Source organism: Salipiger sp. CCB-MM3 (assembly GCF_001687105.1).
Lineage (GTDB): Bacteria > Pseudomonadota > Alphaproteobacteria > Rhodobacterales > Rhodobacteraceae > Salipiger.
The window spans coordinates 849,061-872,801 of sequence record NZ_CP014595.1 but is presented as its reverse complement, the minus strand read 5'-3'; the positions used below and the strand labels follow the sequence as shown (position 1 = coordinate 872,801).

Annotated in this window: 19 protein-coding genes; 7 read left to right on the top strand and 12 right to left on the bottom strand. The window is 65.0% G+C overall.

The window, feature by feature from the left end; translation table 11 throughout:
* Positions 1-137: 137 nt before the first annotated feature.
* The 5 genes from AYJ57_RS04245 to AYJ57_RS04225 form a co-directional block, all read right to left on the bottom strand.
* Entirely contained in the window at positions 138-1,733 is a 1,596-nt protein-coding gene (locus AYJ57_RS04245; RefSeq protein ID WP_066101672.1) for an ABC transporter ATP-binding protein, read from the bottom strand.
* Positions 1,730-2,935 (bottom strand): ABC transporter permease, encoded by a 1,206-nt coding sequence (locus AYJ57_RS04240; RefSeq protein WP_083191144.1) that lies wholly within the window; start codon positions 2,933-2,935, stop codon positions 1,730-1,732. The genes AYJ57_RS04245 and AYJ57_RS04240 overlap by 4 nt, the downstream gene beginning before the upstream one ends.
* 1 nt (position 2,936) lies before the next feature.
* Entirely contained in the window at positions 2,937-4,049 is a 1,113-nt protein-coding gene (locus tag AYJ57_RS04235) for a microcin C ABC transporter permease YejB (RefSeq protein ID WP_066101668.1), read from the bottom strand.
* A 1-nt stretch (position 4,050) separates the two neighbouring features.
* Positions 4,051-6,027, bottom strand: a complete 1,977-nt coding sequence (locus AYJ57_RS04230; RefSeq protein ID WP_066101665.1) for an extracellular solute-binding protein — start codon at positions 6,025-6,027, stop codon at positions 4,051-4,053.
* Positions 6,028-6,337: 310 nt separating this feature from the next.
* The gene (locus tag AYJ57_RS04225; protein WP_066101662.1) at positions 6,338-6,847 is read right to left on the bottom strand and encodes a c-type cytochrome; all 510 of its coding nucleotides are present in this window, start codon (positions 6,845-6,847) and stop codon (positions 6,338-6,340) included.
* A 145-nt stretch (positions 6,848-6,992) separates the two neighbouring features.
* Here AYJ57_RS04225 and AYJ57_RS04220 point away from each other — a divergent pair, with 145 nt between their 5' ends.
* Entirely contained in the window at positions 6,993-7,826 is an 834-nt protein-coding gene (locus tag AYJ57_RS04220) for a prephenate dehydratase (RefSeq protein WP_066101658.1), read from the top strand.
* Positions 7,827-7,877: 51 nt separating this feature from the next.
* Positions 7,878-8,384, top strand: a complete 507-nt coding sequence (locus AYJ57_RS04215) for a hypothetical protein (RefSeq protein ID WP_066101655.1) — start codon at positions 7,878-7,880, stop codon at positions 8,382-8,384.
* Between the two features lie 197 nt (positions 8,385-8,581).
* Here AYJ57_RS04215 and AYJ57_RS04210 read toward each other — a convergent pair whose 3' ends face one another.
* From AYJ57_RS04210 to AYJ57_RS04200, 3 genes are read right to left on the bottom strand one after another with little or no spacing between them, the layout of a single operon-like run.
* A complete protein-coding gene (locus AYJ57_RS04210) occupies positions 8,582-9,340 on the bottom strand; it encodes a TadE/TadG family type IV pilus assembly protein (RefSeq protein WP_066101653.1) in 759 nt (252 codons plus the stop codon).
* Between the two features lie 11 nt (positions 9,341-9,351).
* Complete coding sequence (locus tag AYJ57_RS04205) at positions 9,352-9,888, bottom strand: TadE/TadG family type IV pilus assembly protein (RefSeq protein WP_066101650.1); 537 nt, start codon at positions 9,886-9,888, stop codon at positions 9,352-9,354.
* Positions 9,885-11,318, bottom strand: a complete 1,434-nt coding sequence (locus tag AYJ57_RS04200) for a TadE/TadG family type IV pilus assembly protein (protein ID WP_066101646.1) — start codon at positions 11,316-11,318, stop codon at positions 9,885-9,887. The genes AYJ57_RS04205 and AYJ57_RS04200 overlap by 4 nt, the downstream gene beginning before the upstream one ends.
* Before the next feature lie 345 nt (positions 11,319-11,663).
* Here AYJ57_RS04200 and AYJ57_RS04195 point away from each other — a divergent pair, with 345 nt between their 5' ends.
* Positions 11,664-13,100 (top strand): Glu/Leu/Phe/Val family dehydrogenase, encoded by a 1,437-nt coding sequence (locus AYJ57_RS04195; protein WP_066101643.1) that lies wholly within the window; start codon positions 11,664-11,666, stop codon positions 13,098-13,100.
* Between the two features lie 82 nt (positions 13,101-13,182).
* Here the strand turns inward: AYJ57_RS04195 and ribD are convergent, their stop codons facing one another.
* The 4 genes from ribD to AYJ57_RS04175 form a co-directional block, all read right to left on the bottom strand.
* Positions 13,183-14,250: a bifunctional diaminohydroxyphosphoribosylaminopyrimidine deaminase/5-amino-6-(5-phosphoribosylamino)uracil reductase RibD gene (ribD, locus tag AYJ57_RS04190; protein WP_066101639.1), complete on the bottom strand. Its 1,068-nt coding sequence runs from the start codon at positions 14,248-14,250 to the stop codon at positions 13,183-13,185.
* 46 nt (positions 14,251-14,296) lie between these two features.
* The gene (nrdR, locus tag AYJ57_RS04185) at positions 14,297-14,764 is read right to left on the bottom strand and encodes a transcriptional regulator NrdR (protein WP_066101636.1); all 468 of its coding nucleotides are present in this window, start codon (positions 14,762-14,764) and stop codon (positions 14,297-14,299) included.
* Positions 14,765-14,976: 212 nt separating this feature from the next.
* The gene (locus tag AYJ57_RS04180; RefSeq protein ID WP_066101634.1) at positions 14,977-15,384 is read right to left on the bottom strand and encodes a secondary thiamine-phosphate synthase enzyme YjbQ; all 408 of its coding nucleotides are present in this window, start codon (positions 15,382-15,384) and stop codon (positions 14,977-14,979) included.
* Positions 15,385-15,521: 137 nt separating this feature from the next.
* Positions 15,522-15,773, bottom strand: coding sequence for a hypothetical protein (locus AYJ57_RS04175; RefSeq protein ID WP_066101631.1), 252 nt, complete (start codon positions 15,771-15,773; stop codon positions 15,522-15,524).
* 294 nt (positions 15,774-16,067) lie between these two features.
* On the opposite strand from AYJ57_RS04175, the gene AYJ57_RS04170 reads away from it, so the two are divergent.
* The 4 genes from AYJ57_RS04170 (at position 16,068) to AYJ57_RS04155 (ending at position 23,655) form a co-directional block, all read left to right on the top strand.
* A complete protein-coding gene (locus tag AYJ57_RS04170) occupies positions 16,068-16,742 on the top strand; it encodes an SDR family oxidoreductase (protein WP_066101626.1) in 675 nt (224 codons plus the stop codon).
* Between the two features lie 186 nt (positions 16,743-16,928).
* Entirely contained in the window at positions 16,929-20,342 is a 3,414-nt protein-coding gene (locus AYJ57_RS04165) for a transglutaminase family protein (RefSeq protein WP_066101622.1), read from the top strand.
* A gap of 4 nt (positions 20,343-20,346) precedes the next feature.
* The gene (locus AYJ57_RS04160; protein WP_237220192.1) at positions 20,347-22,752 is read left to right on the top strand and encodes a circularly permuted type 2 ATP-grasp protein; all 2,406 of its coding nucleotides are present in this window, start codon (positions 20,347-20,349) and stop codon (positions 22,750-22,752) included.
* Positions 22,753-22,776: 24 nt separating this feature from the next.
* The gene (locus tag AYJ57_RS04155) at positions 22,777-23,655 is read left to right on the top strand and encodes a transglutaminase family protein (protein WP_066101619.1); all 879 of its coding nucleotides are present in this window, start codon (positions 22,777-22,779) and stop codon (positions 23,653-23,655) included.
* The last annotated feature ends 86 nt before the right edge of the window (positions 23,656-23,741 follow it).

Sequence of the window (23,741 nt, the reverse complement as noted above, 5' to 3'; positions counted from 1 at the left end):
TCCAGCGGTTAAGCAAAGCGCTTTATCGCGTCGGCCCGCACGAGGGCCGAGTGGTGCGCCACATCGCAAATGCGCCCTCCCGAGGGAGGGTCGGGCGCGGCCCGGGGCTGGTCGCCCCGGGCAACCTTTTGCCAGCGCTATCCCGCCAGTTCGAAGGCCGCGTTGAACAGTTTCTGGGTGTACTCGGTCTTAGGCGCGGTGAAAATCTCCTCCGCGTCGCCCATTTCCACCACGTCGCCCTGCTTCATCACGATGACCTTGTGGCTCATCGCGCGCACCACCTTCAGGTCGTGGCTGATGAAGAGATAGGCCAGATCGTATTTGCGCTGCAACTCGCGCAGCAGTTCGACGATCTGCACCTGCACCGTCATGTCGAGCGCCGAGGTCGGCTCGTCCAGCACCACCAGCTTGGGCCGCAGCACCATGGCGCGGGCGATGGCGATGCGCTGGCGCTGACCGCCGGAAAACTCATGCGGGTAGCGGTGCATGGTGGCCGGGTCGAGCCCGACCTCGGCCATGATCGCCGCCACCACCTCTTTCGCGGGCCGCCCATCGGGAGAGCCGTGCACGCCAAGCCCTTCGGCGATGATCTGCTCGCACGTCATGCGCGGGCTGAGCGAGCCGAAGGGGTCCTGAAAGACGATCTGCATCTCCGAGCGCAGCTTGCGCAGCTGCCGGGTCGCGAGGTCGCGCACGTCGCGCCCGTCGAAGGTGATGCCGCCCTGCGACTGGATGAGCCGCATGATCGCCAGCGCCAGCGTCGTCTTGCCCGAGCCAGACTCGCCGACGATGCCCACGGTCTCGCCCGCGCGCACCGAGAACGACGCGTCGTTGACCGCCTTTACATAGCCGACGGTCTTTTTCAGAAAGCCCTTCTGGATGGGGAACCAGATCTTCAGGTTGTCGGCCCGCGCCACCTCTTTCGCGCCCGCCTCTACGGGGCGGGGGATGCCGGTGCTCTCGGCCGAGATGAGCTTGAGCGTATAGGGGTGCTGCGGGTTGGCGAAAAGCTCGGCGGTGGGGCCGTGCTCGACGATCTCGCCGTCTTTCATCACGCAGACCCGGTCGGCGAATTTGCGCACGATGTTGAGGTCGTGGGTGATGAACAGCAGGCTCATCTGCTCGGCCGTCTTGAGGTCCGCCAAGAGCTCGAGGATTTGCGCCTGAATGGTCACGTCAAGCGCCGTGGTCGGCTCATCGGCGATCAGCAGGTCGGGTCCGTTGGCCAGCGCCATGGCGATCATCACCCGCTGCCGCTGCCCGCCCGAAAGCTGGTGCGGATAGGCGGAAAGGCGGCTTTCGGGGTCGCGGATGCCGACCTTGTTGAGCAGATCGAGAATGCGCTCGCGCGCCTTGTCGCCGGTCAGCCCCTGGTGCAGCGCAAGGCTCTCACCCAGCTGCTTTTCCAGCGTATGCAACGGGTTGAGCGAGGTCATCGGCTCCTGGAAGATGAAGCTGATGTCATTGCCGCGCACTTTGCGGAGGCGTTTGAGATCGGCGCCGATCATCTCCTGATCGTTGTAGCGCACCGACCCCTCGACATGTGCCGCGTCCCCAAGCAGCGAAACGGTCGAGAGCGCGGTGACCGACTTGCCGGAGCCAGACTCGCCCACCAGCGCCACGGTCTCGCCGCGCGGGATGTCGAAGCTAACGCCTTTGACAGCAAGGCTGCGCTTGCCGTCTTGGGTGAAGCTGACCTTCAGGTCGCGGACCTCGAGGATATTGTCGCTCATGAGAAGGTCTTTCTGGGGTCAAACGCGTCGCGCACGCCTTCGAAGATGAAGACCAGCAGCGACAGCATCAGGGCGAAGACGGTGAAGGCGGTGAAGGCCAGCCACGGTGCCTGCAGGTTCTGCTTGGCCTGCAGCGTCAGCTCGCCCAGCGACGGTGCCGAGGAGGGCAGGCCGAAGCCGAGGAAGTCGAGCCCGGCGAGGGTGCTGATCGTGCCGGTGACGATGAAGGGCAGCATGGTCAGCGTCGCCACCATGGCGTTGGGCAGCATGTGGCGGAACATGATGGTCCAGTTGCTGACCCCCAGCGCCTTAGCGGCGCGCACATATTCCAGGTTGCGCGCGCGCAGGAACTCGGCGCGCACCACGCCCACCAGCGCGGTCCAGCCGAAGAGCACGGTGAGAAACACCAATAGCCAGAAACTTCGGCCCAGAATGGCGAACAGGATGATGATCACGTAAAGCGATGGCGTCGCCGACCATATCTCGATCAGCCGCTGGAAGATGAGGTCGAGCCAGCCGCCAAAGAAGCCCTGCAGCGCCCCCGCGATGACCCCGATGATCGACGAGACCACGGTGACCACCAGCGTAAACAGGATCGACAGGCGGAAGCCATAGATCACCCGCGCCAGCACGTCGCGTTTGGTATCGTCGGTGCCCAGCAGGTTCTGCCCGTTCGGGGGCAGGGGGGCTGCGCCGGGGCGGTCGACGGGAGTGTTGAACGTGTAGGGGATCGGCGGCCAGATGCTCCAGCCCTTGACGAAATCGCCCTCGGGCGTGCCGCCGCCGTCGACTGTTTCGATCAGCCCCTCGGGGTCGTCGAAACATTCCTCCAGTCCGCCGGTGCGGATGAGGCACTGCACCTCGGGATCGCGATAGGCAGCCTCGGTGCGGAAGTCGCCGCCAAAGGCCGTCTCGGGATAGAAGTTGAAGATCGGCATGCGCAGATCGCCGCGATAGCTGACGAGGATCGGCTTGTCGTTGGCGATGAACTCGGCGAACAGCGACAGGCCGAACAGCAGGATGAAAATCCACAGCGACCAGAAGGCGCGGCGGTTGCGCTTGAAGTTGCGCCAGCGCCGCTGGTTCAGCGGCGACAGGGCAAAGCGGCCGGGTTTCGGCTGCGGCGCCACAGGCGCGGCGGGCTCGGGCTGCGGGCGGATGCCGTTCGCGTCGGGCAGGCGGGGATCGGGCTCAAAGCTCATCTCAGCCCTCCCGCTTTTCGAAGTCGATGCGCGGATCGACAAGAACGTACATCATGTCCGAGATGATCCCGACAACGAGACCGATGAGGCCGAAGATGAAGAGCGTGCCGAAGATCACCGGGTAATCCCGCGCCACCGCTGCCTCGAAGCCGAGCCGCCCAAGCCCGTCGAGCGAGAAGATGGTCTCGATGATCAGCGAGCCCGAGAAGAAGACGCCGATGAACACCGCCGGGAAGCCCGCGATGACGATCAGCATGGCGTTGCGGAAGATATGGCCATAGAGCACGCGGCTCTCGGTCAGACCCTTGGCGCGGGCGGTCATCACGTAGTGCTTCTTGATCTCGTCGAGGAAGGAGTTCTTGGTCAGCAGTGTCAGCGTGGCAAAGGCCGAGATCGTCGAGGCGATCACCGGCAGCGCGATGTGCCAGAAGTAATCGGCGATCTTCATCGGCCAACTCATCATCTCCCAATTGTCCGAGGTCAGCCCCCGCAGCGGGAAGATCTGCCAGAACGAGCCGCCCGCAAAAAGCACGAGCAGCAGGATCGCGAACAGGAACCCGGGAATGGCGTAGGCCACGATGATCACGCCGGAGGTCCATGTGTCAAAGCTGCTGCCGTCCTTGACCGCCTTGCGGATGCCGAGCGGGATCGAGACGATATAGGCGATGATCGTCGACCAGAGCCCGAGCGAGATCGACACCGGCATTTTCTCCAGCACCAGATCGATCACCGAGATCGAGCGGAAGTAGCTCTCGCCGAAGTCGAGCCGCATGTAGTTCCACATCATGTCGAGGAAGCGCTGCAGCGGCGGCTTGTCGAAGCCGAACTCCTTTTCGAGGCTCTCGATGAATTCCGGCGGCAGGCCGCGGGCGCCAACGTATTTCTCGTTGCCGCCGCCGCCCATGCCAGCGCCCATGTCGTTCATGCCGGTGTCGGGCGCGCCGCCATTGCCGCCCGAGAAGCCGCCGAAGACATCGCCCTGACCTTCGATCTGGGCGATGATCTGTTCGATCGGGCCGCCGGGCACAAATTGCACCAGCGCAAAGTTGATGATCATGATCCCCAGCAGCGTGGGGATGATGAGCAGTAGTCGGCGAAGAATATAGGCGCCCATATCAGTTCAGCACGCCGGCCTCTTTGAGGGCCTTTTCCTTGTCGGGGTTCACCCACCACAGGCTGAGATAGCCCAGATCGTAGGGCGGGATGGTCTCGGGATGTTCATACATGTCGTAATAGGCGACCCAATAGTCCGCGATATAGCCGTCTGGCACGATGAAGAACTCGTAGCGCAGCGCGCGGTCGAGCGCCATCAGCGCCACGTCGGTTTCTTCCTGACTGCCGGCCTCGAAGCTGGCGGCGATGATCGCATCGACCAGCGGGCTGGCAAGGCCTGCGGGGTTGAACAGCGAGAACTCGGCCTCGCGCGAGCCATACATCTGGCTCAGCCCGCCACCCGTCGACAGGAAGGCGCCATAGCGGCTCGAATAGATCATGTCGTAATCGCGCTCGCGCTGGCGCAGCGTGTATTGCGACGGATCGACCTTCTCGTAGCTGGCGTTGACGCCGATCGCGCGCAGGTTCTGCACATAGGTCTCGTGCATCGCTTCGACCGAGCTTTCGATGTTCGACGGGATGATCATCGCAAGATCGAGCGTCTTGCCCGCTTCGTTGCGCGCCAGCCCGTCCTCACCCACGGTCCAGCCCGCCTCCTGCAGCAGGCGCGTCGCCTCGCGGCGGGTGCGGCGGCTGATCAGATCCTCTGGGTCGCTCTCGTGCATCGTCCACACGTCGGTGGTGTAGAGATCCTCGGGCACCACGTCGCCGAGCGATTGCAGGAACTCAAGCTCCTTGCCTTCGGGCAGGCCCTTGGCCTCGACCGGCGTGCCCTCGACGAAGGACGAGCGCGGGCTGTAGAGCCCGTAGCGCAGGCTCTCGTTGGTCCATTCGAAGTTGAACGCCAGCGAGATCGCTTCGCGCACGTTCTTGTCCTTGAGCTGCGGCTTGGCGAGGTTGAAGACGAACCCGGTGGGGTTGGGCGGGCTGCCGTCGGCGATCTCTTCCTTCTTCACCGTGCCCTGCTGGATGCGCGGGAAATCATAGGCGGTGGCCCAGAGACGCGGATCGCTTTCCACCCGGAAGGTATACTCGCCCGCCTTGAACGCCTCGAAAGACGCGGTCTGGTCTGCGAAATATTCCACGCGCACCGTGCCGTAGTTGTGCCGACCCTTGTTGAAGGGGATGTCCTTGCCCCAGTAATCGTCGCGCAGCTTGTAGACGATGCGGCGGTTCACCTCGTAGCTGTCGAGCTTATAGGGACCAGAGCCGACGGCGACTTCCATACGCGGCTCGTCAAGGCGACGCTTCTCCGGGTCTTCCTCGAACCAAGCCTTTTTGAATACCGGTGTGGCACCCACGGTCTCGATCCGCGAACGCTTGGTCAACTCGGTGTTGAAAGTGAATTTCACCGTGCGCTCGTCCAGCGCCTCGGCGTCTGTCACCATCTCGCCCACGGCGGCGGCATAAGACGGCAGGCCCTGCGTGATGAAAAGCTTGTGGGAATAGACCACGTCCTCGGCGGTGACCGGCGTGCCGTCCCAGAATTTCGCCTCGGGCCGGATGTGGAAGATCACCCACGATTTGTCCTCGGGGTATTCGAGGCTCTCTGCGAGCAGGCCGTAATACTGGCCGACGGAATCCTCGGCGCTTTCGATCAGGCTGTCATATTGCAGTGTGGTCAGCGCGCCCGCGCGGCCCTTGCGAGAGTAGGGGTTCATGCTGTCGAAGGTGCCCGAGGCTCCAAGCACGATCTCGCCGCCCTTGGGGGCGTCGGCATTGGCAAAATCGAAATGGTCGAAATCGGCCGGGTAGTCGAGATTGCCGAAGTAGGAATAGCCGTGGGAGGTGATGATCTGCTGATCGGATGCCTCGCTGGTGGCGGCGGCTTCGACCTTCTCGGGGCTGGCCTCCTGCGCCCAGCCGGCTTGGGCGGCAAGGGCAATCCCCAGCGCGGTCAGCGCGCCAAGAAGGGGGCGGAAGGCGGTCGGATCGAGGCTGCGTGTGGCGGCCGCGGCAGGGCGCGTCGTCCGGATCATGAGGTCTCCCCTGTTCTGTGCGACATGAGATGTGTCGCTTGATGTAAGCTAAGGGTCTGGTGTGACCACATTCAAGCCGAACTTGCTGGAGTTTACGTGAGCGCCCGCGATTTCGGCGCGAGGGTGCCTGTGGGTTCGCACAGGTCCGCGCTCATCTGCCTCTTCCTCTTGGCGAAAATATCCCGGGGGAGGCCGCGCAGCGGCCGGGGGCAGAGCCCCCTCTGGCCTGGGCAGGCGGGAAAAACGAAAAAGGCCACGGCGCGCTGCCGTGGCCTTTGAAATTCAGCGTGTTTCAGCGTGGCTGTCCGGCTCAGCCGCCCAGCGAGTCCAGATAGGCGATCAGGTTCACCCGGTCCTCTGCGCTCTTCAGGCCAGCGAAGGACATCGCGGTGCCGGGCGCCACACCCTTAGGGTTCTCGAGGAAGTGGAACAGGTTCTCGGGGGTCCAGACCTCACCGACCTGCTCAAGCGCGCCGGAGTAGCTGAAGCCGTCCACCGCGTCGATCTCGCGGCCCACGACGCCGTCCAGATGCGGGCCGGTGGCGTTGCTGCCATCGATCTTGTGGCAGGCGCGGCATTTGCCGAAGACCCGCTCGCCTTTGCCTGCGTCCGCCGAGGCCATGAGCGTCTCGAAGTCGACCTCTTCCTCTGCGCCGCCGCCGCCGCTCTCTTCGACCTCGATCACATAGGAGGCGACTTCCTCGCCGTGGCTGCCGCCGACGTGGTACAGGCTTTCGCCGACCCATCCGCCGAGCAGAAAGATCAGGAACGTGCCGCAGACGCCGCCCACTATCTTGGTCAAGGTCATGGTATCAAACATGTCTCGCGTGTCCTCCCCAGGTCCGGGCGTCGAAAGATAACCGTCGCAAAGTGGTCTACGGCTTCCCTTGGCCTCTGGCAAGGTATAGTAGCCGCGACCAAATGCCCACAAGGCTCAAGTGTTTCTAAAACGACGCGAGACTGACATGACCAACCGCATTGCCTTCCAGGGAGAGCTTGGCGCCTATTCGCATCAGGCCTGCCGCGACGCCCGTCCGGACATGGAGGCACTGCCGTGCCGCACCTTCGAAGACGCCATCGAGGCGGTGCGCAGCGGCGAGGCGGATCTGGCCATGCTGCCGGTCGAGAACTCCACCTACGGGCGGGTTGCCGACATCCATTCGCTGCTGCCGCATTCGGGTCTGCACATCATCGACGAAGCCTTTGTGCGGGTGCATATCAACCTTCTGGCCATGCCCGGCACGCCGCTGGAGAAGGTCGAGAAGGCGATGAGCCACACGGTGCTGCTGGGTCAGTGCCGCAGCTTCCTCAGCGAGCATGGCATCAAGCGGCTGACCGGTGCCGACACCGCGGGCTCGGCGCGGCAGGTGGCCGAGATGGGCAAGCCCGAGATCGCCGCGCTCGCCTCGGAACTGGCGGGCGAAATCTACGGTCTCGACGTTCTGGCGCGCCATATCGAGGACCAGAGCAACAACACCACCCGCTTTTTGGTGATGTCGCCGCAAGCGAATCACGCGCCTCGGGGCGATCATGGGATGATCACCACCTTCGTGTTCCAAGTGCGCAACATTCCCGCCGCGCTCTACAAGGCGATGGGCGGTTTCGCCACCAATGGCGTCAACATGACCAAGCTCGAAAGCTACATGGTTGGCGGCTCGTTCACCGCCACGCAGTTCTACGCGGATATCGAGGGGCATCCCGATGATCCGGCGGTGCAGCGGGCGCTGGATGAGCTGGATTATTTCACAGAAAACGTCGAGATCCTCGGGGTCTACCCGCGCGATCCGCGGCGCGACTGAGGCTGGCCGGATCCGCAGCATCCGGGGCAGGGAGACAGGCAGGGAGACCCCATGGAAGACACTCACGACGACAAGATCCTCGCGCGCGCCTCGGCGACCATGCCGCGGCGGCTGATCGGCGTCGGCACGCTGGCCGGGCTGGGCTTGCTGTTGATTTATCTCGCGGTGACGCAGCCTCCGGCGGCGGTGATCTGGCTGGTGTTCCTGATCGTGCTCGGTGTCGCGGCCCTGTGGGTGGCGCAGATCATGTGGCGGGTCACTTCGCGCGAGCTGCTGCTGACCGAAGAGGCGCTGACCGACAGTTCCGGCGCGGTGATCGCGCGGATCGAAAACGTCGCCAAGGTCGACCGCGGTGCCTTTGCGATGAAACCGTCGAATGGCTTTGCCCTCACGCTGAAAGAGGCGGGTCAGCGCGCATGGCTGCCGGGCCTCTGGTGGCGCACCGGCAAGCGGGTCGCGGTGGGCGGCGTTACCGCTGCGCGCGACACCAAGCCCATGGCCGATATCCTCTCGGTGATGATCATGCGCCGCGAGGGAGAGCTCCCTCCCGAGGTCTAAGCCCTGAGGCGCAGGTTTAGGGCAGGTTCAAGATTGAGGCCGCGGCACCTGCCGCGGCCTTTTTTCTGTCTGGACTGCCGCGGTTCGAAGTCAGGAGCGCGGGCAGGACACCGGCGCTCCCGCGGTCTTTGCAAAGCGAAACGCCCGCCGCGTGATGCGGCGGGCGTTCCCATGGGTGAGGGTGGGGTAGGCGGGCCTTAGGAGTCGAGGCCCGACGTCGGTTCGTTGTTGTAAGAGCCATCCGAGTTGTCGCAGTCGGTGGCGTTCTCTGCATTGTTGTTGCACAGCGATCCGCCCGGAGCGTCCTGATCGCCATTGCCCCAACCGTTGTTCTCGCCTTCTTCACCGGCAAAGAGAAGCTGCGGCGCATAGCGCGGCTGGGTGAAGCTGTAGGCGCGGATGGTGAAGGCATCGAGGCCGACCCGGAATAGCGGGTAATAGTCGTCCCATGTCTCGACGATGATCACCTGCGCGCCATCGGCCAGCACCGGAAGCCGGTCGCTATAGTCCTGCACGTCCGAGTCGGTCAGCGGCTCGGGGTCGCCGCGCGCCTCGGACCATTCGACCGAGTATTTGCTGTTGGCCGACTTGTAGCTCACCACGGTGATCCGCAGGTCGGTCGGATAGGTGTCCTCGGTCGAGATCTCCGACACCTGCTCTTCGGAATAGGTGCCGTCGCCAGTGCGGGTCAGCACCTTGAGCAGGTTGTAGCTGTTGTCGATGTAGGTCGCGTCGACCTCGTCCGTCTCGCGCGACAACATGTCGCCGATCACGTAGTTGGCCTTTTGGTTCACACCCTGCTGGCGGAACACGTCGAAATACACCCAGCAGCCGGTGAAGATCAGCACCAGTGCCGGCAGCACGATCATCGCCTCGAGGGTCACATAGCCATCGTTGCGGAGGGCAAATCGCGACAGATGCGGCAGGCGCTTGAAGATCAAATTCTTGATGGTCATGACATCGCTCCTCACATCGGCTCGTGCACGAATGCCGAGGTGGCCACCAGTGCGGTGTAGCCTTCGTCATCCTTGTGCATGTGACCGGCCAACATGCCGGCGGGGCTGATCGGGCGGTACTTGTAGCAGGCGCGCAGCAACATGGTCTCATGCGTGCCGCCGTTTACGAAGTTGCGCTGCGGAGTCACGGACAGCGTCGTGTCGACGCAATCGGCGCTCATCGGCGGAGCTTCCCACTCGCGCATATCAAGACCGATCATCTCCAGCTGCAGCGTATCGGCGCAGTCGGGCAGGATCGGCGCGCGGGTGCAGATCATCTCTTTGATCTCGTCCGAGGTATACTGCTCACCGGTGCCGATCTTCACCTCACGCACGGCCTGATCGAGCGCGCGGTCCAGCGTGGTCTGGCGCATGGTCGCCGTGCCAAGCTCGACGCTGGCCACCGCCAGTCCGAGGAAGAAGGGTGTCCAGAGGGCGAAGGGTACGAGCATCGAGCCGGACTCATCGCTGCGGAAGCGCCGCAGGGCAGTTTTCACAGAGCCGATCATTGGGTCAGCCTCAGCTGGTTGAGCGTATGCGCGATGGTCGAGAAGGCCTCGGCGATCTCCACCCCTTCGACGCGGAAGAAATGCGAGGGCGAGGAGGCGCAGCTTTCCATGACGTCGGCGCCGTGGTCTTCGACCTCGAAGCCGATGGACCAGATGATGACGCCCTTTTCCTTGGCGGCGGTGCAGATGTTGTCGAGCAGCCGGTCGCCGGTGTCGGCGTCATACTTCTGGTAATAGAAATTGCCGCGCTGGTAGGAATCCACGTTCCGGTAGAGGTAGTACCAGAGATTGTACTTGTTCCAGTGAACGTATTCGGATTCCGAGTTGTAATACCCGTCGCGGATGCGGAACGAGCGGTCGTGCTGGCCGTCGGTCATCAGAACCACGGTCTTCAACACATCGCTGTCGTCATAGGCGACCGGGCGGCCCGAAAAGACCGTATCGACCTCGCCGTCGCTAATCAGCCCGTCGGTGATGTCCTGGCTCGACGGATCAAGCAGCGCCGCGCCCCATTTCATCCCGAGAAAGATCGAAGTGCCCGCGCGCGGGGTCAGCTTGTTGATCTGCCTCTTAAGCGCACTGGCATCTTGGCTGAACGGGGTGATCCGCTCGTAGTCGTAGCGCGGGCAGACCGTGTCGGTCAGCGAGTTCTGGCCCGAATAGTTCCACTGAAAGTGCTGCATCTGGTCGTAGGTGATGCTGCGGTCGATCTCGGTGGTTTCGAAGGCATCCTCGGAGAACTCGAGGCAGTGCGAATAGCCATGCTTCCAGTTCACCGGCAGATAGCTCAGGATCTCGGGGCCGGCGTTGACCTGCTCGGAGTAGGGGACCAGCGAGATCGACACGAGGTCCTCGCTGCCGTCCGCCAGCAGCGTGTCGACGAAATCGCCCGCTGCGTCCTTCAGGTTGTCCATCTTGCTGTTGCTTTCCATCGAGCCCGAGATGTCGACCACAAGCGACACTTCGACCTTGTTGAAACGCTCGCTGGCCTGCGCATGGCCCGAGGCCTGCGTTTCGGCGATGCCCAAAAGCTTGAGGAACTGCGAGGGCATATCCACATGCCCGTCGGCGGTCACCGTCTTGTAGTTGAGACCCTCGTCGACGTCGGAGGATACCAGCGCGTCGGCAAGGCCCATCTTGGCCATGTAATCGGCAACCACACCCTCGGCATCCAGCGTCTGGTCGAGATCGGCTGCGGCGAGAACGGCGCGGTCGAGGGTGTTCTGAACTTTCGTTCGGTTTAGCTCGGCATAAATCATGTCGACGCCAATGCCGCCGAACACCATCATCACCAGCGACATCGCCAAGGCCATATAGGCCAAGCTGCCGTTTTCGTCACGGAGGAACCCCGCCGTGCTGCGCTTCAGCGCGGCAACAGGGTTCCTGCACCGCCCGGCACGCGCCCGGCGGAAAGCAGTCTGCTTTTCCATGCTTCAATACCCTCGTTATGACCGCTGCAAATACAGGGCCGTTCGTACTCACCACACAATGTTGGAATGTATTTCGCTCCATGATGGCTAAAATGCGGCGCGTCTTGCGGCAAAAGTGGGACTTACCCTGTGGAGTCGGGGACAAAGCGAAAGCGCGCGCTATTTCCAGTTCCAAAGCGAGAACAATCGCTTGGTTGAGGGTTATCAGACGGTTTCGCGAGGAGGCGAAATCGTTCAGAAAGAAGAGGTGGCACATCGGGCTGTTTCAGCGCCCAGATTGCGCCACGCGGCTGGGAACGCCCCCGGCGTGCCCCAGCCAGATGCCATTGGTCAGGAGGAGAACCGATGAACGTCTTGCCATCCAACGAGCCGACATTCCGCCAGAGCGTGGATTTGATGTTCAACCGCGCCGTGGCGCTGATGGATTTGCCGCCCGGTCTTGAGGAGAAGATCCGGGTCTGCAACGCCACCTACACGGTCCGCTTCGGCGTCCGCCTGCGCGGTAAGATCGAGACCTTCACCGGCTACCGATCGGTACACTCGGAACATATGGAGCCGGTGAAGGGCGGCATCCGCTACGCCATCGCGGTCGATCAGGACGAGGTCGAGGCGCTGGCGGCGCTGATGACCTACAAATGCGCGCTGGTCGAGGCCCCTTTCGGCGGCTCAAAGGGCGGGCTGCGGATTGACCCGACGCAATACGAAGAGCATGAGCTCGAACTGATCACCCGCCGCTTTGCCTATGAGCTCTGCAAGCGCGACCTGATCCATCCCAGCCAGAACGTGCCCGCGCCCGACATGGGAACCGGCGAGCGCGAGATGGCGTGGATCGCCGATCAATACGCCCGGATGAACACCACGGACATCAACTCGCGCGCCTGCGTCACTGGCAAGCCGCTCAACGCAGGCGGCATCGCGGGCCGGGTCGAGGCCACTGGGCGCGGCGTGCAATATGCGCTGCGCGAGTTCTTCCGCCATCCCGAGGATGTGGCGGCGGCGGGTCTCTCGGGCAGTCTCGGGGGGAAGCGGGTGATTGTGCAGGGCCTCGGCAACGTCGGCTCGCACGCGGCGCGGTTCCTGTCGCAAGAGGATGGCGCCATCGTCACCGGCATCATCGAACGCGACGGCGCGCTTTACAATGCCGAGGGGCTCGACGTCGATGCGGTGAAGGACTGGATGCAGCGCCACGGCGGGCTGGCGGAATTTCCTGATGCGACCCATACCGCCGATGGCGGCGCGGTGCTGACTGAGGATTGCGACATCCTCATCCCCGCCGCGCTGGAGGGGGTGATCAATCTCACCAACGCCCACGCCATCAAGGCGCGGCTGATCATCGAGGCGGCGAATGGCCCGATCACCGCCGGCGCCGATGACATCCTGCGCACGCGGGGTGTGGTGATCATCCCCGATCTTTTCGCCAATGCGGGCGGCGTCACCGTCTCCTATTTCGAATGGGTGAAGAACCTCAGCCACATCCGCTTCGGCCGGATGCAGCGCCGTCAGGAAGAGGCGCGGCACCAGCTTGTGGTCGATGAGCTTGAACGGCTCGACACCGCGCTTGGGGAGACCTGGAACCTCGATCCGGCGTTCAAGGCGCGCTACCTGCGCGGCGCCGACGAGCTTGAGCTGGTGCGCTCGGGCCTCGATGACACGATGCGCACGGCCTACCAGTCGATGCGCGAGATCTGGCACGGGCGCGACGATGTCACCGATCTGCGCACCGCAGGCTTCATCGTCGCCATCGACCGCGTCGCCAAAAGCTACAGGGCCAAGGGACTCTAGGCGCCGGATCCGGCCCGCACGCTCCCTGCTTTCATTGTTCCCAAAATACGCCGGGGGGTTCGGGGGCAGCGCCCCCGGCCTTTTACCTCAGCCAGCGGTGCATCACGTCGTTGCCCAGCACCCGCGTTTCCACCAGCCGGAAGCGCGGCGCTTCGGCTAGCGTGTCGACGCCCATCGCGCCGATGCCCGGCCGCCCTTCGGCGCCAAGCGCCATACCGGCGGTGAACCCGACCAGCTCATCGACCATGTCAGCAGCCAGCAGCGACGCGGCAAGCTGACCGCCGCCCTCGCAGAACACGCGCGTCAGCCCCTTGGCGCCAAGCGCGGACAGCAGCGCATTCGGCTCGAGCCGCCCGGCGGCGACGCGGCTTTGTAGCAAGGTCGCGCCGCAGCTATTCCAGGCGCGGCGGGTTTCCGTTGCCGCCTCGGAGCCATGCACGATCCACACCGGCACCTCGCGCGCGGTCGAGGCGAGACGGCTCATCAGCGGCACGTCGATCAGCCGCGAGGCGATCACCCGCACCGGCTGCTGCACTTCGCCCCAGCCTCGCACGGTTAGGTCGGGATCGTCAGAGCGCGCGGTGCCTGCGCCGACCATCACCGCGTCATGGCTGGCGCGCAGCCCATGCACGGCGCGCCGCGCCTCGGGGCCGGTGATCCAGCGGCTCTCGCCGGTGGCGGTGGCGATGCGCCCGTCAAAACTGCTCGCCAGTTTCAGCGTGACCCAGGGGCGGCCCTGTTCGGTCTTGAGGAAAAAGCCCGCGTGGTCATGCGCCGCCTCTGCGGCCATGACGCCCGTGGTGACCTCAATCCCCGCCCGGCGCAGCATCTCAAATCCAGCCCCCGCGACGCGCGGATCGCTGTCGGCCAGCGGTGCGACGACCCGCGCCACGCCCGCGGCGATCAGCGCCGAGGCGCAGGGCGGGGTCTTGCCATGGTGGGAACAGGGTTCGAGCGTGACATAGGCGGTGGCGCCTTTGGCGAGAGGCCCGGCATCACCCAGCGCCATGGCCTCGGCATGGGGCCGACCGCCGGGCTGGGTCCAGCCGCGCCCGACCACACGGCCCTCGCGCACCAGCACGCAGCCGACCGCCGGATTGGGCCAGCACTTGCCCATTCCCCGCCGCCCGAGGCGCAGGGCATGGGCCATGTGTCGGGCGTCGTCGGTCACCTGCGCGCTCTCACCCTTGCGCTGTTCACTTGTCAGACGCGGCGCCGGGGCGCAGTTCGCTGACGAATTTGTCGAAATCGTCCGCAGCCTGGAAGTTCTTGTAGACGCTGGCAAAGCGCACATAGGCCACGGTGTCGATCCGGGCCAGCGTTTCCATCACGATCTCGCCGATCTGCTTGGACTGGATGTCGGTCTCGCCAAGGCTTTCGAGGCGGCGCACCACACCCGAGATCATCTGATCGACGCGCTCGGGCTCGATCGGGCGTTTCTGCAGGGCGATGCGGATCGAGCGCTCGAGCTTGTCGCGGTCGAAATCTTCGCGTCGGCCATTGGATTTGATCACCACGAGGTCGCGCAGCTGCACTCGCTCGTAGGTGGTGAACCGTCCGCCGCAGGCCGGGCAAAAGCGCCGCCGGCGGATCGAGACGTGATCCTCAGCAGGGCGCGAGTCCTTCACCTGGGTGTCGATATTTCCACAAAACGGGCAGCGCATCGCAGTCCCCCATCACTTCGTTCCGCCGTAGGTATGAGGTTATCCCCCATTTATCCACAGCCACTATAGGGGAGCGCCCAGAAATTGGGTAGAGGTCAATTTCACCCGCAAGATGAAGGGCGTGGAAAAAGCGGTTTCCGTGGGGAAAATGCCGCGAAAACGTTCTGCAGAAGTAAAATCCGCCGCTGCCGGGACGCTTTCGGAGCGATTTTTCACGGCCCCATATGGGCGATCACCTCGCGCCGGTGCGGCCGCTCGCGGTGCTCGAACACATAGATGCCCTGCCATTTCCCCAGCCCGAGCCGCCCATCGCTCACCGGGATCGACAGCGACACGGGCATCATCGCGGCCTTGATATGCGCGGGCATGTCGTCGGGCCCCTCGTAGGTATGCGTCAGATACTGCATCGAAGGATCAGTGCTGGGCGGGACGAGGCGGTGGAAATAGGCGGTGAGGTCGCTGCGCACCTCGGGGTCGGCATTCTCTTGGATCAGCAGCGAGGCCGAGGTGTGCCGGATAAAGAGGGTCAGCAGTCCGGTGCCATGCACCCACGCGGCGACGTCGCGGGTGAATTCATAGAGGCCCTGACCGCTCGTCTGGATGGTAAAACTTGTCTGCATGGCGCTCCCCTCTGCTTGGGCGGCCGCCCGATCGCACCCGAGCGCACCCGATCAGACTGGGCCGGGCGCTTCTTGCCTAGCAAGTGGTGCCTATCATGGCTAGCGCGGGGAAGGTGGTTATGCGGAAATGGGTCCGATCAAACGGTGTCAGCGACGCAACGCACCTGCGGCAGGTCATCATTGCCACCGAAGAGGAGCGGCGTGCCATCGTCGGCCACCGCGGGCATGGACCCCACCTGTTTCAGCTGCGCCTTGCAGGCGGCCAGTTCGTTCGGAGCAACTTCGATCTCGATCACCGTGGGGCCGTCGGAGGACAGCGCCTCGTTTGCGGCATAGGCGGCAACGGCACTGCAGATAGCGGCGGCGGTCAGCACGGCGAGGCGGGTCATCGTAAGTCTCCTTGACTGGTCAACAAGTAAAGGCTGCTCGGCAATAAAACGCCGACATCGGCAAATCGTTCCACCGGGCGGTTTCCCGGCAGCCTCGGGTCGCCGTTCGGGTGCCGCGTGATCTTGCGCCAGCGGTTCCTCAAGGCGGGCGGCCACAGCACCGGCGTTCATGGGCGCGGCGGTGAAACGCCCTAGCTTGCCGATCAGCCCGCCGGGCGCCCCAGCCGGTCTGAACGCACCGCGAGCCCGCCGGCACTTTGAGTGTGAGACGAAATTGCTAAGGGAGGATTAATCATGACGCGCAAGACCCTCTTCATCACCGGTGCCTCCTCGGGCATCGGCGCCGAAACCGCCCGCGCGGCGGTCGAGAATGGCTGGAACGTCGGGCTTTTCGCGCGCTCGGCTGACAAATTGGCAGATCTCGAAAAAGAGCTCGGCGCATATGCGTTGGCGCTGCCTGGCGATGCTTCCTCACTGGAGGAGCAGACCGAGGCGATGGCTAAGCTTGCCGAACATTTCGGGGACGTGAACGCGGCCTTCGCCAATGCGGGCATGGGGCTGTCTCAGTCAGGCACGCGCAAGGGCGACCCCGAGGAGTGGGAGCTGCTGGTGCGGCTCAACGTGCTGGGTGTGCTGTGGACCGCCAAGGCCGCCTCTGCCTATTTCGTGAAGAATCGGGGGCACCTTCTACTGACCGGCTCGGCGGCGGGGCGCACGCATATCAAAGGCTCTGTATACGGTGCGAGCAAATGGTTCGTGCATGGCTACGGCGGCAATCTCGCCGAGGAGTTCCGCGAGTGGGGCGCGCGGGTGACGGTTATCGCGCCGGGCATGGTCGACACGCCGTTCTTTGACGAGGGCAAGCCGGACAAGCTAAAGCCCGAGGACATCGCGCGTTCGGTCATCTTCGCGATGAATGCGGACCCGCGCGCCGACGTGCGCGAGGTCTTTGTGATGCCGGTGAACTGAGGGTAAACTGACGGCGATCTGGCGCGGATATGCCGCCCTAAGCGATGCCGCCGCAGCGCCCGCCGAACGGGCGGTGCGGTCACAGCAGCCGGTCCGCTCCGGCGCAAGGCCTCACGCAAGGCTTTACAATAACCGGCCAAGCCGCTCAGGTGTGGGAAGTTTCCCTCACGTAGCGGACCTTTGCGAATGGCGATTACGGCAAGCATCTACCACCTGACGCATTACAAATACGACCGCCCGGTCAGCCTCGGGCCACAGATCATTCGCCTTCGCCCGGCGCCACACTCTCGCACGCGGGTCATCTCGCATTCGCTGCGGGTCTCGCCCTCGGCGCATTTCGTCAATCACCAGCAAGACCCTTACGGCAACTGGCTGGCGCGTTTCGTCTTTCCCGAGCCGGTGACCGAGTTCAAAATCGAGGTCGATCTGGTTGCCGATATGACGGTCTACAACCCGTTCGATTTCTTCGTCGACGAGAGCGCCGAAGCCTTTCCCTTCGAGTATTCGCAGGATTTCTCCGAAGACCTGTCGATCTACCGCACGCCCGAGCAGGCCGGTCCGCGCCTGCAGGCCTATCTCGACAAGATCGAAAAGAGCGCGCCGCGCACAGTGGATTTCCTCGTCGGGCTGAACGCGCGGCTGGAGCAGGACATCGGCTATATCGTCCGCATGGAGCCGGGGGTGCAGACCCCCGAGGAAACGCTCCAACTGGCCAAAGGCTCGTGCCGCGACACCTCGTGGCTGCTGGTGCAGATCCTGCGCCACCTCGGCTTCGCGGCGCGCTTCGTGTCGGGCTATCTGATCCAGCTGAAGCCCGATCTGGTCTCCCTCGACGGGCCTGCGGGCACCGATCACGACTTCACCGACCTGCATGCTTGGTGCGAGGTCTATATTCCCGGCGCGGGCTGGATCGGTCTCGATCCGACCTCGGGGCTGCTCACCGGCGAAAGCCACATCCCGCTTGCCGCCACGCCGCATTACCGCAATGCCGCTCCGATCGTCGGCGGATATTCCGCGCCGCCCGACACCCAGACCGAGTTCGCCTTCGACATGCAGGTGCATCGCATGGCCGAGCACCCGCGCATCACCAAACCCTTCTCCGACGAGGCGTGGCAGGCGCTCGACAAGCTGGGGCATGAGGTGGACGCTGAACTGCAGAAGCAGGACATGCGGCTGACCATGGGCGGCGAGCCCACCTTCGTGTCGATCGATGATTTCGAGAGCGCCGAGTGGAACACCGCCGCCGTCGGCCCGCAGAAACGCGGGCTTGCCGACACGCTGATCCGCCGCCTGCGCGAGCGTTTTGCGCCGGGTGGTTTTCTGCATTACGGGCAGGGCAAATGGTATCCGGGCGAGACGCTGCCGCGCTGGACCTTCTCGCTCTACTGGCGGCGCGATGGCAAGCCGGTGTGGAAGAACCCCGATCTGGTCGCACAGGAAAGCGCCACCGGCGCCGATGCCGAGAAAGCCGACGCCTATATGACGCGCTTTGCCGAGAACCTCGGGCTTGGAGGGGACTACGTGCATCCCGCTTATGAGGACCCGGTGGAGTGGATCCTCAAAGAAGCCGACCTTCCGATGAACGTCACGCCTGAGGATTCCAAGCTCAAGGATCCCGAGACCCGCGCCCGCATCGCCCGCGTCTTCAATCGAGGGCTCGACCGGCCCGCGGGATTCATCCTGCCGCTGCAGCGTTGGCAGTCGAAGGCGACGGGGCCCAAGTGGCGCTCGGAACATTGGAAGACCCGGCGCGGCCATCTTTTCCTGATCCCCGGCGACAGCCCCGTAGGCTTCCGCCTGCCGCTGGGCGCGCTGCCCTTCGTGCCGCCCTCGGCGTATCCTTATGTCTATCCCACCGATCCCAGCGTGCCGCAGACCGACCTGCCGGATTTCCACGCGGCGCAGGCCGACCGGCGCGCGCGGCTGATGGAAGAGCTGGAGCGCATCGCCGCCGAAGAGCGCGAGGCTGCTTCGATGCTGCCCGAGGTGACGCCCGAGCACAGCCAGCCGGTGTCTGAAGCGCGCGACGTGGGGCGGCGGCAGAAGATCATGGAGCAGGGCGTGGACCCGGCGGGCGGCGCCGTGCGCACCGCCATCGCCATCGAACCGCGCGACGGGCGGCTCTGCCTCTTCATGCCGCCGGTCGAGGATCTCGAAGATTATCTCGATCTTTTGGCCGCCGCCGAGGCGACCGCCGAAGATCTGGGCCTGCCGATCCATATCGAGGGCTATACCCCGCCGCATGATGCGCGGATGAATGTGATCCGCGTCGCACCCGATCCGGGCGTGATCGAGGTGAACATCCACCCCGCGCACAGCTGGGAGGACTGCAAGGAGATCACCAGCGCGGTCTATGAAGAGGCCCGTGAGTGCCGCCTTGGTGCCGACAAGTTCATGATCGACGGCAAGCACACCGGTACGGGCGGCGGCAACCACGTGGTGGTCGGCGGCGAGACACCGAACGACTCGCCCTTCCTGCGCCGCCCCGACCTGATGCGCTCGATGATCCTGCATTGGCTGCGGCATCCGTCGCTGAGCTATCTCTTCTCCGGCCTCTTCATCGGCCCGACCTCGCAGGCCCCGCGCATCGATGAGGCGCGGCATGACAGTCTTTACGAGCTGGAGATCGCGCTCGCGCATTTCCCAGCGCCGGGGCAGGGCGAGCCGCCGCTGCCGTGGCTCACCGACCGGCTGCTGCGCAACATGCTGATCGACGTGACCGGCAACACCCACCGGGCCGAGATCTGCATCGACAAGCTCTACTCCCCCGATGGTCCCACCGGACGCCTCGGTCTGGTGGAATTCCGCGGCTTCGAGATGCCGCCCGACGCCAAGATGAGCCTTGCGCAGCAGGTGCTCATCCGGGCGCTGCTGGCGCGGTTCTGGAAGTCGCCCATTCAGGGCAAACCGGTGCGCTGGGGCACCACGCTGCATGACCGTTTCATGCTGCCGCATTTCGTCTGGGAAGACTTCCTCGACGTGCTGCGCGACCTTGGCGATCACGGTTTCACCTTCCGTCCCGAATGGTACGAAGCGCAGCGCGAGTTCCGCTTCCCCTTCGCGGGCGAGGTCGACTACGAGGGCGTGCACCTAGAATTGCGGCAGGCGCTGGAGCCTTGGCATGTGCTGGGCGAGCGCGGCGCCATCGGCGGCACCGTGCGTTACACCGACAGTTCGGTCGAGCGCATGCAAGTGCAACTGACGGCGACCGAGCCGGGCCGCTACATCGTCGCCTGCAATGGGCGGCAGGTGCCAATGGCCGCCACGGGGGCCTCGGGCGTCAATGTGGGGGGCGTGCGCTTCAAGGCGTGGCAGCCCGCCGAGGCGCTGCACCCGACGCTGCCGGTGAACGCGCCGCTGACCTTCGACATCTTCGATACGTGGACCGGGCGGGCGCTGGGCGGCTGCCGCTATCACGTGGCGCATCCGGGCGGGCGCAATTACGACACCTTCCCGGTCAATACCAACGAGGCCGATGCACGCAGGCTTGCCCGGTTCGAGAAACTGGGGCACACGCCGGGCAGCTATTGGCCCGCGCCCGAGACGCCCCATCCGGAGTTCCCGATGACCCTCGATCTGCGCCGCCTGCCGGGGATCTGATGCCGTGGAGGCAAAGACGACACAGCCGCTGCCGGAACGGGTGGCGAAACTTCTGCAAGGCTACAGCCCGCCGCCGGGCGTGGCCGATGAGCTGTTGCGCCGCGACGGCTCGCTGCGGCCCGCGTGGCAGCCGCTGATCCGCCACCTCGCCGGGCAGAGCGCCGAGACACGCGCCCGCGCCTTTGCGCGCGGCGATCAGTATCTCGACGACACCGGCGTCTATTTCCGTCAGCACATTGGCGAGGGCTCGACCGAGCGCCGCTGGCCGCTGAGCCATGTGCCCGTGGTGATCTCATCCAGCGAATGGGAGAAGCTCTCGGAAGGCATCGTACAGCGCGCCGAACTGCTCGAGAAAGTGATGGCCGATCTCTACGGACCAGGGCAGCTGGTGAAAGACGGGCACCTTCCGGCGGACCTTGTGGCGCGCAATCCCGAGTGGCTGCGCCCGGTGGTGGGCATCCAGCCGCGCTCGGGGCATTTCCTGCATTTCCTCGCCTTCGAGATCGGCCGCTCGCCCGACGGCTCGTGGCTGGTGCTGGGCGACCGGACGCAGGCCCCCTCGGGCGCAGGCTTTGCGCTGGAGAACCGCATGGCGACGGGGCGGGTGTTTCACGACCTCTTTCCCAAGGCCAATGTAGAGCGGCTGGCGGGGTTTTTCCGCAGCTTCCGCGACGCGATGATCGACCTGCGCGCGAATGAGGGTGGCCGGGTCGCCATCCTCACACCGGGGCAGCACACAGACACCTACTACGAGCACGCCTATATCGCCCGCTACCTCGGTTTCATGCTGCTCGAATGCGAGGACATGGCGGTCAAGCAGGGGCAGCTCAAGGTGCGGACCGTGGCAGGCGACGAGCCGGTCTCGGTGCTGTGGCGGCGGCTCGATGCGCGTTTCGCCGACCCGCTGGAACTGGACGAAAGCTCGGCGCTCGGCACGCCCGGCATGGTCTCGGCGCTGCGCTCGGGCGCGATCACCATGGTCAATTGCCTCGGGTCCGGGGCGCTGGAGTCGCGCGCGCTCATGGCCTTCCTGCCGCGCATCTGCGAGGCGCTGACCGGCGCACCGCTGAAACTGCCCAACATTGCCACATGGTGGTGCGGACAATCGTCCGAGCGCGCCTATGTGCGCGACAACCTGCAGCGCATGATGATCGGCCCGGCCCAATCCACCAAGCTGCCCTTCGACATAGATGCAGGAACCGCGCTTGGCGGACAGTTCCGCTGCGGCGCCGATGGCTCGGTCTCGGAGTGGCTGGAGCGCGAGGGCGAGGGGCTGGTGGGCCAAGAGGCGGTGACGCTCTCGACCACGCCCGCGATGGTCGAGGGGCATCTGGTGCCGCGCCCGATGGTGGTGCGGGTGTTTGCCGCCCGCACGCCCGAGGGTTGGACGGTGATGCCCGGCGGCTACGCCCGCATCGGGCGCAGCGACGATCCGACCGCGCTGGCGATGCAGGCGGGCGGCTCGGTCGCCGATGTCTGGATCACCGCCGACGCCCCGGTCACCAGCGAGACGCTTGCGCCGCGCGACAAGGGGCCGTTCCTGCGCCGCCAGCCCGCGCAGCTGCCCGCGCGTGCCGCGGACAACCTTTACTGGCTGGGCCGCTACGTCGAGCGCGCCGAGATCGGTGTGCGCCAGATCCGCGCCTATCACCTGCGGCTCGAAGATTACGGGCCCGACGCGCTGCCGCTGGTCGAAAGCCTCGCCAAATTCCTCGCAGGCTTCGGGCTCGATCCGTCGGAAGAGCCGGTTCCGCCGGGCCTGCTGCAGCTCTTTGACGTCTCGCGCGGCTGCGCCTCTAAGGTGCGCGACCGTTTCTCCACCGACGGCTGGAACGCGCTGTCCGATCTGGCCGCCACCGCGCGCGAGGTCGCCGAAGGCTGCCACCCCGGCGACGATGCCGCCCGCGCCATGAGCCTGCTGCTGCGGCGCATCGCGGGCTTCTCGGGTCTGGTGCACGAAAACATGTTCCGCTTCCTTGGCTGGCGCTTTCTCACCGCCGGGCGCGCGCTGGAACGTACGGATCAGATGGCGGCCTTCCTTGCCACATTCACCGATGCGAAAGCCCCGCAGGGCGGGCTCGATCTGACGGTCGAAGTGGGCGACAGCGTGATGACCCACCGCCGCCGCTATTCGGTCGAGACCTCGCGCGAGACGGTGATCGACCTGCTTGCGCTGGACGCGGGCAACCCGCGTTCGATGTTGTTCCAGATGGATGTGCTTCTGGCCGAGGAAGAGCGCATACGCGCCGCCAGCGGACATCAGATGGAAGAGGCGGGGCGGCGCATCCTGATGCTGCGCACCGCGCTTGCGGTGGCGGAACCGGCAGAGATCACCCCGGCTCGGCTGCGCGGCTTCCGCAGCGATCTGGCGGCGATCTCGCACGCGCTGACGGCGCAATACCTCAGCTGACACCCCAGCCAACGGAGGCGCGGCATGTCTCAGACCTACGATATCTCGCTGAAGATCACCTACGAATACGCGAGCCCTGCCGGTGCCAGCCGGACGCTGCTGCGCATGCTGCCGCGCGATCTGCCGGGCCAGCAGCTGATCTCGGGCCGGGTCAGCGCCACGCCCGCGCCAAACTGGCGTCGCGACGGGATGGATTTCTTCGGCAATCCCACCTGCGAGATGGCCCACGACATGCGCCTGAGCGTGATCACCTTTGCCTTCGCGGGCCGGGTGCGCCGGGCGCGGCCCATCGCCGGGCTCGATCTGTCGGGCAGCTGGCAGGCGCTGGCGCAGGACCTCGCCGCGCTGCGCAGCATCGCCCCGGAGAGCCCGCATCATTTCCTCGGACCCTCGCCGCGTCTGCCCGCCGCGCCAGAGATCGCCGCCTTCGCGCGCGAGACGGTCACCGAGGCGATGTCGGCGCAGGCGGCGGTCGAGGCGATCAGCGCGCGGCTGCATGCGGATTTCGCCTTCGATCCCGAGGCCACCGAGGTCACCACCACCGCGATCGAGGCCTTCCGAGCCCGCCGCGGGGTCTGTCAGGACATCAGCCATGTGATGATCACGGCGCTGCGCGCGGTGGGCATTCCTGCAGGCTATGTTTCGGGCTTCCTGCGCACGCTGCCGCCCGAAGGCCAGCCCCGCCTCGAAGGTGCCGACGCCATGCATGCGTGGGTGCGGGCGTGGTGCGGGGCCGAGACCGGCTGGATCGAGATCGACCCGACCAACGACATGCTCGCCGGGGCGGATCACGTCACCGTCGCCTACGGGCGCGACTATTCGGATGTGGCGCCGACGCGTGGCTCGCTGCGGTCGGAAGGCAGCCATGTGACCACCCATCAGGTGGATGTGGTGCCGGTGTAGCGGCCGTTCCGATCCAGCGTCGTTGACGTTTGCTCAACCTCTTTGCCGTTATCCTCCAGCGCAACGGGCAGCGGGCAAGGATGCGC

Excerpts from the sequence above, each read along its gene's own strand:
- AYJ57_RS04245 (WP_066101672.1), bottom strand. The coding sequence starts at position 1,733 with ATGAGCGACAATATCCTCGAGGTCCGCGACCTGAAGGTCAGCTTCACC.
- AYJ57_RS04240 (WP_083191144.1), bottom strand. The coding sequence starts at position 2,935 with ATGAGCTTTGAGCCCGATCCCCGCCTGCCCGACGCGAACGGCATCCGC.
- AYJ57_RS04235 (WP_066101668.1), bottom strand. The coding sequence starts at position 4,049 with ATGGGCGCCTATATTCTTCGCCGACTACTGCTCATCATCCCCACGCTG.
- AYJ57_RS04230 (WP_066101665.1), bottom strand. The coding sequence starts at position 6,027 with ATGATCCGGACGACGCGCCCTGCCGCGGCCGCCACACGCAGCCTCGAT.
- AYJ57_RS04225 (WP_066101662.1), bottom strand. The coding sequence starts at position 6,847 with ATGTTTGATACCATGACCTTGACCAAGATAGTGGGCGGCGTCTGCGGC.
- AYJ57_RS04220 (WP_066101658.1), top strand. The coding sequence starts at position 6,993 with ATGACCAACCGCATTGCCTTCCAGGGAGAGCTTGGCGCCTATTCGCAT.
- AYJ57_RS04215 (WP_066101655.1), top strand. The coding sequence starts at position 7,878 with ATGGAAGACACTCACGACGACAAGATCCTCGCGCGCGCCTCGGCGACC.
- AYJ57_RS04210 (WP_066101653.1), bottom strand. The coding sequence starts at position 9,340 with ATGACCATCAAGAATTTGATCTTCAAGCGCCTGCCGCATCTGTCGCGA.
- AYJ57_RS04205 (WP_066101650.1), bottom strand. The coding sequence starts at position 9,888 with ATGATCGGCTCTGTGAAAACTGCCCTGCGGCGCTTCCGCAGCGATGAG.
- AYJ57_RS04200 (WP_066101646.1), bottom strand. The coding sequence starts at position 11,318 with ATGGAAAAGCAGACTGCTTTCCGCCGGGCGCGTGCCGGGCGGTGCAGG.
- AYJ57_RS04195 (WP_066101643.1), top strand. The coding sequence starts at position 11,664 with ATGAACGTCTTGCCATCCAACGAGCCGACATTCCGCCAGAGCGTGGAT.
- ribD (WP_066101639.1), bottom strand. The coding sequence starts at position 14,250 with ATGGCCCATGCCCTGCGCCTCGGGCGGCGGGGAATGGGCAAGTGCTGG.
- nrdR (WP_066101636.1), bottom strand. The coding sequence starts at position 14,764 with ATGCGCTGCCCGTTTTGTGGAAATATCGACACCCAGGTGAAGGACTCG.
- AYJ57_RS04180 (WP_066101634.1), bottom strand. The coding sequence starts at position 15,384 with ATGCAGACAAGTTTTACCATCCAGACGAGCGGTCAGGGCCTCTATGAA.
- AYJ57_RS04175 (WP_066101631.1), bottom strand. The coding sequence starts at position 15,773 with ATGACCCGCCTCGCCGTGCTGACCGCCGCCGCTATCTGCAGTGCCGTT.
- AYJ57_RS04170 (WP_066101626.1), top strand. The coding sequence starts at position 16,068 with ATGACGCGCAAGACCCTCTTCATCACCGGTGCCTCCTCGGGCATCGGC.
- AYJ57_RS04165 (WP_066101622.1), top strand. The coding sequence starts at position 16,929 with ATGGCGATTACGGCAAGCATCTACCACCTGACGCATTACAAATACGAC.
- AYJ57_RS04155 (WP_066101619.1), top strand. The coding sequence starts at position 22,777 with ATGTCTCAGACCTACGATATCTCGCTGAAGATCACCTACGAATACGCG.